Here is a 12237-nt window from a genome sequence, read left to right on the forward strand (position 1 = left end):
ACTTCCTAACCGGCATACGTCCTGCTTGTCTTGTTGCCCTGCTCGTTCCTGCTGACTGCTGGCCCTGCTCGTGGCGCCATGAAGGCGCGCCAGGTTTTTCCTGGCGCGCCTTGTTGGCACCTTAGTTGATTTCTGCGGTTACTGCGCCACCTTCGCCAGGGTTTCCTGCTCGGCGGCGATGGTGGTGTTGTCGCCGTGGCCGGTGCGGACCACCGTTTCCGGCGGGAGGGTGAGCAGCCGCTCGCGGATGGAGGCCAGGATGGTGGGGTAGTCGCTGTAGGACCGCCCGGTAGCGCCCGGGCCACCGTTGAAAAGCGTGTCCCCGGTGAAGACCGTTCCTTCGCTCTCCAGGTAGAAGCACGTGGATCCCGGGGAGTGGCCGGGGGTGTGGATGGCCCGCAGGGTTGCCCCCGCCACCTCGAAGAGGTCGCCGTCGTGCAGTTCCCGGTCCGGCCTGGTGTCCGGGTAGACCTGTTCCCAGAGGACCAGGTCTTCGGGGTTGAGGTAGATCGGTGCGCCCACAGCGTCAGCTACCGCGCGCGCGGCGCCAATGTGGTCGTTGTGCGCGTGGGTCTGCAGGATGGCCAGGACCTTCCGGCCCTTCACCTGGCTGATGATCGCGGCGGCGTCGTGCGGGGAATCGATGATGACGCACTCTTCGTCATTGCCCACGATCCAGACGTTGTTGTCCACGTCCCAGGTGCCGCCGTCGAGCGAAAACGTTCCCGAGGTGACCAGGTTTTCGATCCGGACGCCCATCAGGAACCCGCCACCGGCAGTTCGACAACGGAGCGGAGGACTTTGCCCTCGTGCATCCTCTCGAACGCTTCCTCCACCTGGTCGATGGTGATGCGTTCGGAGACGAAGGCGTCCAGGTCCAGGTTGCCCTGCTTGTAGTGGGAGACGAGCATCGGGAAGTCGCGGGAGGGGAGGCAATCCCCGTACCAGGAGGACTTCAGCGATCCGCCGCGGCCGAACACGTCCAGCAGCGGCAGTTCCAGCTTCATGGACGGCGTCGGGACGCCCACCAGGACCACACGGCCGGCGAGGTCGCGGGCGTAGAACGCCTGCTTGTAGGTTTCGGGGCGGCCGACGGCGTCAATCACCACGTCTGCGCCGTGGCCTCCCGTGAGGGCGCGGATGGCCTCAATGGGGTCTTCCTTGCTGGAGTCGATGCCGTGCGTGGCGCCGTGGGACGTTGCCATTTCCACTTTGTTGGCGTCGATGTCCACCGCGATAATCGTGGTGGCCCCGGCAAGCTTCGCGCCGGCGATCGCGGCGATGCCAACACCGCCGCAGCCGATCACTGCCACGGACTCGCCACGTTTGACCTCACCGGTGTTGATGGCGGCACCGATGCCGGCCATGATGCCGCAGCCGAGCAGCCCGACGGCGGCCGCATCGGCTTCGGGGTCCACCTTGGTGCATTGCCCGGCGGCAACCAGCGTCTTTTCCGCGAACGCGCCGATGCCCAGCGCGGGGGAGAGGACCGTACCGTCCTCAAGGGTCATCTTCTGGGTGGCGTTGTGCGTGTTAAAGCAGTACTGCGGCTGGCCCTTGGCACAGGCCCGGCACTCGCCGCACACGGCGCGCCAGTTCAGGATCACCCGGTCGCCGGGAGCGATCGACGTAACACCGTCGCCCACGGCGGACACAACACCTGTTGCTTCATGGCCGAGAAGGAAGGGGAAGTCATCGTTGATGCCGCCCTGCTTGTAGTGAAGGTCCGTGTGGCAGACGCCGCAGGTGAGGATGTCCACCAGCGCCTCGCCCGGGCCCGGATCCGGCACCAGGATGGTCTCCACCGACACCGGGGCGTTCTTTTCCTTGGCAATCACTGCCTTGACTCTGTGAACCATGTTTCCTGTGTTCCTTTCCTTGGCCAGACGAAAATCCCCGACGCGACTATCAAGTCTAGGAGCTACGGCTCCTCCGGACGGCTACCCAAAGGGGTGGGTCCCCGGCACCAAAGGGACGGTGCGTGGGCCGCATTGAACCCCCTGCCGCATCCGCGTCAATTGCGTAATGCACAACAGGATTCGCATAGCGCTTAGTCGAAATATGCCAGTCGCCGTGGGGCGTGTCAACGGAAACTGCCAGCCGCGGTGCCGGGATTGCTGCCCCTTTCTGAATGTGGAATCTCCGTTCCGTGCAACGCAACTTCTGGGAGCGCAACAGATTACGCCGCCAACAGGTCAAGGACCCATTGACTGTGGTGTCGCTCACGCTTACTCTGGTGCAACAGCGTTGCGTCAAACGCAACTCTTTCGCTTTCGCTTCGAGAAGCACAACAGAAAGGCATCACCCGCGATGACCATCACAACCGAGAACGCCACCTCCGTCGCCGAACTCGAGCGCACCAAGATCCTCAAGAACGGCGAAAAAGTCAGCCTCACCTTCTCCGACGCCGAGTTCGAGCGCCGGATTGCCGGGCTCCGCCGCATCATGGCGGAGAAGGAACTGGACGCCGTCGTCCTCACGAGCTACCACTCCATCAAGTACTACTCCGACTTCCTGTTCACCACCTTCGGCCGCTCCTACGGCATGGTGGTCACCAAGGATGACACCGTCACCGTCACCGCCAATATCGACGCCGGCATGCCTTGGCGCCGCAGCTACGGCGACAACATCGTCTACACGGACTGGCGCCGGGACAACTACATCTTCGCCATCCAGGAAGTCCTGCGGACCCGCGGCATCAACCCGCGCCGGCTCGGTGTCGAGGACGATTCACTCCCGCTGGACAACCGCAACAAGATCCAGGCAGCCTTCCCGTCCGCAACCCTGGTGGACGTGGCCCAGGCCGCCATGCGCCAGCGCATGATCAAGTCCACCGAGGAAATCGAGGTCATCAAGCACGGCGCCCGCATCGGAGACCTCGGCGGAGAGGCCATCCGGAACGCCATCACAGCCGGCATCACCGAATACGAGGTGGCGCTGATCGGCACCGAGGCCATGGTCCACGAAATCGCCCGAACCTTCCCCAATTCCGAGATCCGCGACACCTGGGTGTGGTTCCAGTCCGGCATCAACACCGACGGCGCCCACAACTGGGCCACCACCCGCAAGATCCAGGAACACGACATCCTGTCCCTGAACTGCTTCCCCATGACCTCCGGCTACTACACCGCCCTCGAGCGCACCCTGTTCTACGGCGAGCCGGACGCCCGGTCGCTGGAACTGTGGAACATCAACGTCGAGGTCCACAAGCGCGGCCTGGAACTCATCAAGCCCGGCGCCGTCTGCAAGGACATCGCCGCGGAGCTGAACGAGATCTACGTGGGCTACGGCCTGCTGGCCAACCGCACCTTCGGGTACGGCCACTCCTTCGGCGTCCTCAGCCACTACTACGGCCGCGAAGCCGGGCTGGAACTCCGCGAGGACATCGACACGGTCCTGGAGCCGGGCATGGTGGTCTCCATGGAACCCATGATCACGGTCCTCGACGGCCAGCCCGGCGCAGGCGGCTACCGCGAACACGACATCCTGGTGGTGGGCGAGGACGGCGCGGAGAACATCACCAAGTTCCCGTTCGGCCCCGAATACAACATCATCGGAGCCTGATCCCCAGCCTCAGGCACGGGAAGCGGCGCCACCGCACGGTGGCGCCGCTTTTCGGCCTCCATTAGGGAATGATGGGTAGGACCATGAGCGCAACAGAATCCGAGACGGCAGGCAGCGGCGACAGCAAGGGCGCGTCCGTGATCGTGAACGCCGTCGCCGTCCTCCGGACCTTCACGGCGGACGAGCCCCTCCTGGGCGTCACTGAGATTGCCAACCGAGTGGGGCTGCACAAAAGCACCGTCTCCAGGATCCTGGCCACGTTTGAACAGGAGCACCTGGTGGAGCGGGACGCCGAGACGCGGCGCTTCCGGCTGGGACTGGGCCTGATCGCCGTCGCCGGGCCGCTCCTCGCCGAACTTGAGGAGCGCCGCGTGGCCTACCCGGTGCTGCGGGAGCTGTCCGAGCAGACTGGCGAAACCAGTGCACTCATGGTGTGGAGCGGGGATGAATCCATCTGCGTGGAGCAGATCGCCAGCCATCACCAGATCAAGCACACAACTCCACTGGGAGCCCGGTACAACGATGCCCTCAGCGCCTCGGTGCAGGTTTTCCTTGCGCAGCTCCCGGAGGAAAGGGTCCGTTCCCTGCTCAGCAGCGGTGCTGTCGCCTACCCGGGCCTGGACGCATCCAGCCTGGACGCCTATCTGGTCCGGTTGAAGGATGACCTTCGGCGCGGCTGGGCCGTCAATTACGGGGAAACCTCCATCGATGAGGTGGGACTCGCGGCCCCCGTCTACGACCACCGCGGCGAGGCGGTGGCTGCCGTCCTCATCCCGGCGCCCCGGTTCCGGGTGTCCACGGAGCGGCTCCAGGCGCTGGGGGAGTCATGTGCTGCCGCGGCTGCCAAAGTCACTGCCCGCCTCGGCGGGAGGCCACGCGAAGACAGGGAAACCCCGGGCCAGCGGCAGGGCCGAAACAAAAGCTTGTAGGTTCAAGTAACCTCGGGTATCGTTAGGTTGAAACTTCAACTAACGCCTGAGGACCCGACATGACCGTAACCAGCGAACAGCACGTCAGCCACCGGCTCGGTAATGCCACCGTGCGCAGCCGGGTCAGCGTTCCCCTGCGCTTTCCGGACGGCTACACCGCAACCGCCGACGTTCTCACCTTCCATGGGCTCGCCGACGGCAAGGAGCACCTCCTGCTTGGACTCGGCGGCTGGGAACAGGCCCTGCTCCACCGGGAGTCGGCGCAGTCCGCGCCGCTTGTCCGGCTTCACAGCGAATGTCTCACGGGTGATGTGTTCGGCAGCGAGCGTTGCGACTGCGGCCCGCAGCTGCGCGAAGGGGTGGAGGAGATCGCGGCAACCGGCGGGTTCCTGCTGTACCTGCGCCAGGAAGGCAGGGGCATCGGTCTGTACGCAAAGCTCGATGCCTATGCGCTGCAGGACGCAGGCCTGGATACTTACGAAGCAAACGTGGCCCTGGGCCACGGCGAGGACGAACGGGACTACACGGCCGCTGCCCAGATGCTCGCTGCGCTGGGTGCCACGTCAGTCCGCCTCCTCAGCAACAATCCTGACAAAACGGCACAGCTGACGGCCCTGGGCATCGAGGTCACCGAACAGGTTCCCACCGGAGTCCACCTGTCTCCGGCGAACCGTGCCTACCTGGCCGCCAAGCGGGACCACACCGCCCATACCCTGGACTTTGCGGCCTGAGGCGGGCGGGACAGCCATGACAATCCATATCGACGACGTTTACGCCGTGTCCACCCTCCCTCAATCCGCCGCGCCGAAGCCAGCCATGGTCCCCGCGCGGATCCCCACGCATGAGGAACTGCTCGCCAGGGTTGATGCGCTGGTTCCGGGGCTGAGGGAGCGGGCGGAGGAAACCGAGAACCAGCGGCGCCTCCCGGACAATACGCTGCTGGAGCTGCAGGAGGCCGGCGTCTTCAAGATCCTCGCGCCCACCGGCGTCGGCGGTTACGGCATGGGCGTGGAAACCTACGGTGAAGTGGTGCGGCGGCTAGCCCGGGGCTGCCCCTCGACGGCGTGGAACGCCGGGCACCTGGCCGAGCATGTCTGGATGCTCGCGCGCTGGCCGCAAGCGGCACAGGATGAGGTGTTCGCGGACGGCCCGGCGCCCCTGGCCGCCGCCACCGGCGCGCCTGCCGGGCTTGCCGAGGAGGTGCCGGGCGGTTACCTCATCACCGGCCGCTGGAGCTTCGCTTCCGGTGTGCTGCACTCCCAGTGGGCGCTCCTGGCCGTGGAACACAACGGGGTGCGCCTGCAGTGCCTGGTCCCCATCGGTGATGTGGAGGTAGTGGACACCTGGCACACCGCAGGCCTGAGGGGCACCGGAAGCAATGACATCCATGCAGAGCAACTGTTTGTGCCTGCCCACCGGGCGGCGGCCTGGACCCTGCTGACGGGCGAGGACAACCCCGGCAGCCGCATTCATCCGGACCCCATCATCAATACGCCCATGGGCACGCTGCTGAACATCGTTGCGCCCTCGGCCGCCCTGGGAGCCGCAGAACACGCCCTCGAGCTGTTCCGGGAACAGATGCTCCGGCGCAAGGTCAAGAACACCGCGGAGAACCGCCAGGCGGACTCGCCCCTCGCACAGGCGCGCTTTGCCCAGGCCTACGGCCTGGTGGCCACAGCGCGGCTGCACTGGATGGAGGCGCTGCGGCTGGTGGCCGCTTCCCACCGGCGGCAGCCCAGGACCATGACGGAGGACGAAAGGGCGCAGCACCGGCTGTCCTTTGCCCTCAGCGGCCAGGCTGCCGCCCAGGCTGTCAACCTGGCCATGGCCGGCTCCGGCGGGGGCGCCCACCGGCTTTCGCATCCGCTGCAGCGGATCCAGCGCGATTTGGGCGTCCTGCTCAACCATCCGACGCTGGCCACCGATCCCATCCTGGAACAGGCGGGCCGGGGGCTCCTTGGCCTGGGCCTGACCGTCTCCAGTTTCTAGCGGCGCCGGGAGCCACGCCAACCGCACCGGACAGCCACGTAGACTGGCATGATGCGGTTGGTAGCAAGCGACATTGACGGAACGATCCTCGGCCACGACGGAAAAATCAGCGACCGCACCGTCCGCGCCTTCCACGCATGCCGGGAGGCCGGCGTCGAACTCGTTTTTGTCACCGGGCGGCCGCCGCGCTGGCTGCACCCGCTGCAGGACCAGCTTGGCCATACGGGCACCGTGATCTGCTCCAACGGCGCCGTGGTCTGGGACCTTGAGGCGGACCAGCTGGTGTCTGCCCGCACGTTGACCATTGACGCCGTGCTGGAGGTGCGCCGCGTCATCAAGGGGCTGCGGCCCGCCGCCCTGTTCGCCGCCGAAACGCTCACCGGGTTCCACCTGGAGCCCGGCTTCATCGAAAACGGCTCCAGCGAACTCCTCTCCGAATTCACCCCGGCGCCGCTTGCGCGGACGCTGGCGACTGACGATGCCGTGGTGAAGTTCCTGGCCATTGTCCGCGAAGGCACCGCCGACGACTTCCTCGCGGAGGTGGCTCCCGCCGTCGAACACCTCGCATCCGCCACGCACTCATCCCCGGGGGTGTCCATGCTTGAGCTCGCGGTCCCCGGGGTCAACAAGGCCGTCACCCTGGCGGAATACGCGGCCGGCCTGGGAATCGGCGCCGCGGACGTGGTGGCTTTCGGAGACATGCCCAATGACATCGAGATGCTCCGCTGGGCTGGCCACGGCTATGCCATGGCCAGCGGCCACCCGGACGCGATCCGGGCGGCAGGCCGGCAGGCACCGCGTTTTGACGACGACGGCGTGGCCCAGGTCCTGGAGGCACGGCTGGCCTCGCTGGGCGTCCACCTTTCCTGACCCGGCTGCGGCAATGGCGGCACCTGCGCCGTTTACACAGCTGGCGCTCACCTCGCGTTCACCTTTGCTCCCTAACGTTGGAGGCGGAGAGCCCAACCTCTCCGTTCGTGCACAGGGGGAAGCAATGGGAAGAAAAGCGAAGCATGGAACTGTGGAGGCGCCGCTCCGCGAGGCCGCGCCCGCTCCGCACTGGAAGAAGCTGCGGCAGGGCGACCGGGTCCGCGTCCTCCTGGTCCCGGGTTTCGAGGCCAGCGGCCTGGTGGACGCCGTCACCGCCGACCATTCGGCGGTTTGGATCGATTTCGACGGCGGGCGGGGCCGGACGCTGCTGCACTGCAGCGACGGCGTGGACATAGTCCTCCAGGAGGGCTGATCCCCGCCGGCCCCGGCTGGGGTACGCTCGCATTGTGGCCCTCCCCTTCTTCGAGCATGCTGATGCCGACGGGTCATTACTGCCCATCGCCATGGCTCACCGCGGGTTTTCACGCGAAGGTTTGGAGAACTCGATGGCCGCGTTCCGCGCCGCGGTCGAGCTCGGCTACCGGTACCTCGAGACCGATGTCCACACCACTTCCGACGGCGTGGTGTTCCTCTTCCACGATGAGACGCTGGACCGGGTCACCGACGGCAGCGGGAAGGTGTCCGAGCTTCCCGCCCATAGGGTTTCCGAGGTGCGCATCGGCGGGCGCGAGCCCATCCCGCGGTTCGACGAGCTCCTCGTGGAGCTCCCCGACGTCCGGCTGAACGTGGACGTCAAGGACTGGAACTCCGTACGCAGCATCGCCGCCGGCATCGAATACCACCAGGTGCACCACCGGGTGCTGCTGACCAGCTTCTCGGACCGGCGCCGGCGGGCGGTACTGAAGCTGCTGAGCCAGCCGGTGGCTGCGTCCGCCGGTGTGGTTTCGGTTGGCCTGTTCACCGTGCTGGGCCCGCTGCTCCCCGGGCCGGTCTTCAGGTGGGGCATGCGCCTGAACCTGCGCGGGGTCCACGCCCTCCAGGTTCCGGTGCGTTACGGCAGGGTGGAAGTGGTGACGCCCGGGTTTGTTCGCCGCGCCCACGCCCTGGGCCTGGTGGTCCATGTCTGGACCATCAATGATCCGGAGGAGATGCACCGGCTCCTTGACCTGGGCGTGGACGGGCTGGTGACCGACCGCGCGGACCTGCTCCGCGAGGTCCTGCTGGAACGCGGAAAGTGGCCGCGCGGCTGATGTGAGCTACCCGCGGCCGGTGCTGGTTGAGGGGTCCTGGTCCCCTTCGGAAGGGTCTGCCCGCAACTCGTCGGGATTGGACTCCGGCAGGCCGCCCGGCCCGGGAACCCCGCCCGCGCCAACACCCCCACCGCCTTCCGGGGCGGAGGCACTGCCGGCCAGGCCGTCGTCGTCCTGGTCCGCTGTGCCGCTGCCGCCCGTGCCGCTGCCGCCTTCCGGACTGCCGGCCTCCTCGTCACCGCCAAACGGATTCGCCGATACGGGTCCGGGGGCGGCGCCGGTCTTGAGTCCGGGTGCCTTTTCCTTCTCCGCTTCCATCGCGTTGGATCCCTCGCTCAAAGAGGAGTGCACTTCCACGTCATCGTTGGGATCCGTGGGATCAGGAACATGTGTTTTCTCCGTGGGCTTGGATGTCCCCGCCAGATCCTCCATGGCGTTTTCCGCTGCCTTGCCGATGCTGTCGCCGATACCCATGTGACTGCTCCTTCCGACCTCGCGTGCCGGGCACCCCAGCGGATGCCCGGAGCATTACCCTTCCAGAATTATCAGCATGCTTACAATTAGTCCAGAGCCGGGGCAAGGAACCCCGGCCGGGCAGGAAGGACGCATGCACCATGAGCAGCTACCATCCGGAAAACGACCCAGCGAACCCTGACCAGCCGGGCAAGGACCCCGGGCGCGGCAGCGAGGCGTCTGCGGGCTCGCCGAACCCGGACCCTGCGGAAGGCAACGTCACCGGCCTGGAGCCGGGCGGGGGAGTGCCCCCGGGCGAGACGCCGCCGGCTGAGGACCAGATGAGCCGGGACCAGGGCCACAGCGAATAGCGGCACTGGTGAGGCTTGGCAGGCCCGCCGGACTGCATCCGGCGGGCCGGCAGCCAGTGCGGGCTGTGTCAGTGCGGTTCGTTTGTGTGCGGCGTGCCGGCCGCCTGCCCGGGTTCCGCCAGGTGGCGGTTGATCCCGTCCAGGTCCAGCCGGGTGTTCCAGCTGGCCCAGTCCTTCGGCCGGACCGAGGGCCTGCCGAGGAGGTAGCCCTGCCCGGCGGTGATTCCCAGTTCGGTGAGGACCTTGAGCTCCCCGACGGTCTCGATGCCCTCAGCCACAAGGGAGGTGCCGATCTGGTCCGCGAAGTCCACCAGGCAGGCTGCCAGGGCGCGCTGGAGGCCGTCTTTGTCAACGTCGCCAATGACGTTCCGGCCCACCTTCAGGAAGTCGGGCCGGAGGTGCACCATCCGGCTCAATGCCCCCGCCCCTGAATGGGTGTCATCCACGGCAATGCGCAGACCCTGGTCGCGCAGCGGATTGATGGCGGCAATGAACTGCGGGTATTCCTCGTCCTTGACGGTTTCGGTCAGTTCGAGCACCACACGGCTGATGGGAAGCTCGATGTGCTCGAACAATTCCGGCAGCCGGGGGTCAAGGCATGAATCGGGCGAGATGTTGAGGGACACAAACAGGTTCTCGGGAAGTGTCTTGGCTGCGGCGGCCGCAGATCCGAGTGCCGAGAATTCCAGGTTTGCTCCCAGCCCCACAGCGGCTGCCTCAGCGAACCACAGTTCAGCGGCGGCACCGTCGTCGCTGACGAACCGGGACAACGCCTCGACTCCAACCACGATTTTTTCTTCCAGGCCATAGATGGGCTGGAAGGCCGTCATCAACATCTGGCTCTCGAGCAGGGCGCTGATGCGGGACATGCTGCGGATCGCGTCGATTTGCTCCGCCACCTTAGGCGGGACGGCCGGGGTGAGGCGCATCTCCCTGGCGGTTTCCAGCGTTTCCACCGTGTTGGCGTCGCTCCGCCGGGTTTCAAGGAGGTATTCGAGCAGGGCCCGTTCGGGCACTCCGGGATTTTCATCCAGCCTGTTGCTCAGGCGCTGCCGGACAGCCGCTCCGGCCGGATCCGTGTCCGCCAGTACAGCGGCGATAATTCCCCATGCCTGTAGTCGAACCGACATTAGCTACGCCCCCAGTTGACGAAGTAATGACCCAGTGGCCCTTTGTTGTTCAATTTGTAAACGCCTTTAAAGTCCGGTGCCCTGTCCAACATTGATTTTCGCGGCGACGAAAACCGCAGACACCGCACCACGATCGTATATCGCAGGGAACAAAAGCGCAGTAGTTTCAGCCTTTCCGCTTCGCGCTTTCTGGCTGCTTCGCCAGCAATTCCGGAATCTGTTCGGGAGGGACCGGCCTGCTGAAGAAATAGCCCTGGGCGCTGAGGCAGCCGAGGCCGCGGAGAAGCTCCGCCTGCTCTGCCGTTTCCACGCCTTCCCACACCGCTTCCAGGCCACAAGCGCGGACGAGTTGCAGGACCGCTGCCACCAGGGCGGGCTGCGTGGGATCGGTTCCCAGCCCGGTGATCAGCGACCGGTCCACCTTGACCCGGTCCACGGGGAGCCGGCGCAGGTAGCTGATGGACGAGTAGCCGGTGCCGAAATCGTCGATCTCGATCCCCACACCCAAGCCCCGCAGCCCGCCCAGCGAGTACCGGTCCAGATCGTTGCCTTTGACGATGGCGACTTCCGTCAGCTCCAGCACCACCTGGTCCGGCTGGACGCCGGTTTCCTTCAGGACGCTCCTGACGTCCTCGATGAACTGCAGGCTCTGCAGGTCCGTGGCGGAAATATTGATCCGGACGGAGAACCGGCTGTCCACCACGGAGGCGTTGACCCATTCGCGGAGCTGGTGCACAGCCGTCCGGAGCACCCACAGCCCGAGCTCGGAGATCAGCCCGGCTTCTTCCGCCAGCGGGATGAATTCGTCGGGCATGATCAAGCCGCGGGTCGGGTGGTTCCAGCGGACCAGGGCCTCCACGCCCTCGATCCGGCCCGTGCCCAGCTCCACCACCGGCTGGTAGTTGAGCGTCAGGCCGTCGCTGCTGATCGCGGCACGCAGATCCTCCACCAGCTGGCTTCGGAGCCTGCGGACCAGCAGAAGCCCCGGCTCGAAGCGGTGCAGCTTGCTCTGGCCTTCGGCCTTGGACGCATACATGGCGACGTCGGCCTCCATCAGCATGTCCTCCGGCGACTTGCCCGGCTCGCCGGCGCTGAGCCCGATGCTGGCACCGCAGCGGAAGCTGCGTTCAGGCAGCTCAATGGGCTGGCCCACGGCGGCCAGGATGCGGTGGCCCACGATGCCGGCCTGGTCAGGGGTGGCCGACGGCAGGACGATGGCGAACTCGTCGCCGCCGAGGCGGGCAACGACGTCGGATTCGCGCACGGCGCTGCGGATTCGCTCCCCCACGGTGATCAGGACGTGGTCCCCGGTGGAATGGCCCAGGCTGTCGTTGATGGATTTGAAGGCGTTCAGGTCCATCATCAGCAGGACCGGGCTTTCGCCTTCTTCGGAGCGGGCCTCGAGGGCGGCCCTCAGCGCGTCGATCAGGGCGGAGCGGTTTGCCAGGCCCGTGAGCGGGTCCTGCATGGCCATCTTCTGCATCTCGAGATGGGCCTCGTGCAGGAGCTGGGTCCGGACCTGCACCCGCTGCTCAAGCTCCTCGTAGATGACCTGCAGGTCCTCTGCCAGCAGGTTGGTGCCCATGATGATGGCATCCAGCTCATCACGTGCCGGCGAAACCTCGATCCGGGAGGTGAGGTCTCCGGACGCCAGCCGCACGATGCCTTCCAGGAGCTGGGAGAGCCGCGGGTCGTTATCCGCAAACATCGGATTCCTGCA

General features: G+C 66.3%; 13 protein-coding genes. 8 read left to right on the forward strand and 5 right to left on the reverse strand.

Annotated elements, in window-relative coordinates; translation table 11 throughout:
- Positions 1–138: 138 nt before the first annotated feature.
- Together FHJ30_RS01095 and FHJ30_RS01100 are read right to left on the reverse strand one after the other, a co-directional pair.
- On the reverse strand, positions 139–759 hold the full coding sequence (locus FHJ30_RS01095) for an MBL fold metallo-hydrolase (protein WP_139027425.1): 621 nt from the start codon (positions 757–759) through the stop codon (positions 139–141).
- Positions 759–1859 (reverse strand): S-(hydroxymethyl)mycothiol dehydrogenase, encoded by a 1101-nt coding sequence (locus tag FHJ30_RS01100; protein WP_139027426.1) that lies wholly within the window; start codon positions 1857–1859, stop codon positions 759–761. The genes FHJ30_RS01095 and FHJ30_RS01100 overlap by 1 nt, the downstream gene beginning before the upstream one ends.
- A 451-nt stretch (positions 1860–2310) precedes the next feature.
- On the opposite strand from FHJ30_RS01100, the gene FHJ30_RS01105 reads away from it, so the two are divergent.
- The 7 genes from FHJ30_RS01105 to FHJ30_RS01135 all read left to right on the forward strand — a co-directional run bounded on the left by FHJ30_RS01105 (position 2311) and on the right by FHJ30_RS01135 (position 8563).
- Positions 2311–3564, forward strand: coding sequence for an aminopeptidase P family protein (locus FHJ30_RS01105; protein ID WP_139027427.1), 1254 nt, complete (start codon positions 2311–2313; stop codon positions 3562–3564).
- A gap of 83 nt (positions 3565–3647) precedes the next feature.
- Positions 3648–4493, forward strand: coding sequence for an IclR family transcriptional regulator (locus tag FHJ30_RS01110; protein ID WP_139027428.1), 846 nt, complete (start codon positions 3648–3650; stop codon positions 4491–4493).
- A gap of 59 nt (positions 4494–4552) precedes the next feature.
- Positions 4553–5224 carry a GTP cyclohydrolase II gene (gene ribA / locus FHJ30_RS01115; RefSeq protein ID WP_139027429.1) on the forward strand — a complete coding sequence of 224 codons (672 nt, stop codon included), beginning with the start codon at positions 4553–4555 and terminating at the stop codon, positions 5222–5224.
- A 16-nt stretch (positions 5225–5240) separates the two neighbouring features.
- Positions 5241–6482: an acyl-CoA dehydrogenase family protein gene (locus FHJ30_RS01120; protein WP_139027430.1), complete on the forward strand. Its 1242-nt coding sequence runs from the start codon at positions 5241–5243 to the stop codon at positions 6480–6482.
- 51 nt (positions 6483–6533) lie between these two features.
- Positions 6534–7352, forward strand: a complete 819-nt coding sequence (locus tag FHJ30_RS01125; RefSeq protein ID WP_171058875.1) for an HAD family hydrolase — start codon at positions 6534–6536, stop codon at positions 7350–7352.
- Positions 7353–7476: 124 nt separating this feature from the next.
- On the forward strand, positions 7477–7725 hold the full coding sequence (locus FHJ30_RS01130) for a hypothetical protein (RefSeq protein WP_139027432.1): 249 nt from the start codon (positions 7477–7479) through the stop codon (positions 7723–7725).
- Positions 7726–7759: 34 nt separating this feature from the next.
- The gene (locus tag FHJ30_RS01135; RefSeq protein WP_240793537.1) at positions 7760–8563 is read left to right on the forward strand and encodes a glycerophosphodiester phosphodiesterase; all 804 of its coding nucleotides are present in this window, start codon (positions 7760–7762) and stop codon (positions 8561–8563) included.
- Between the two features lie 6 nt (positions 8564–8569).
- Here the strand turns inward: FHJ30_RS01135 and FHJ30_RS01140 are convergent, their stop codons facing one another.
- The gene (locus FHJ30_RS01140) at positions 8570–9037 is read right to left on the reverse strand and encodes a hypothetical protein (RefSeq protein ID WP_139027434.1); all 468 of its coding nucleotides are present in this window, start codon (positions 9035–9037) and stop codon (positions 8570–8572) included.
- 140 nt (positions 9038–9177) lie between these two features.
- On the opposite strand from FHJ30_RS01140, the gene FHJ30_RS01145 reads away from it, so the two are divergent.
- A complete protein-coding gene (locus FHJ30_RS01145) occupies positions 9178–9387 on the forward strand; it encodes a DUF6480 family protein (RefSeq protein WP_139027435.1) in 210 nt (69 codons plus the stop codon).
- A gap of 68 nt (positions 9388–9455) precedes the next feature.
- Here the strand turns inward: FHJ30_RS01145 and FHJ30_RS01150 are convergent, their stop codons facing one another.
- The gene (locus tag FHJ30_RS01150) at positions 9456–10517 is read right to left on the reverse strand and encodes an EAL domain-containing protein (protein ID WP_228405011.1); all 1062 of its coding nucleotides are present in this window, start codon (positions 10515–10517) and stop codon (positions 9456–9458) included.
- A 166-nt stretch (positions 10518–10683) separates the two neighbouring features.
- Positions 10684–12225 (reverse strand): bifunctional diguanylate cyclase/phosphodiesterase, encoded by a 1542-nt coding sequence (locus FHJ30_RS01155; RefSeq protein WP_139027436.1) that lies wholly within the window; start codon positions 12223–12225, stop codon positions 10684–10686.
- Between the last annotated feature and the right edge of the window lie 12 nt (positions 12226–12237).

The organism is Arthrobacter sp. BB-1, assembly GCF_006151685.1.
GTDB lineage: Bacteria > Actinomycetota > Actinomycetes > Actinomycetales > Micrococcaceae > Arthrobacter.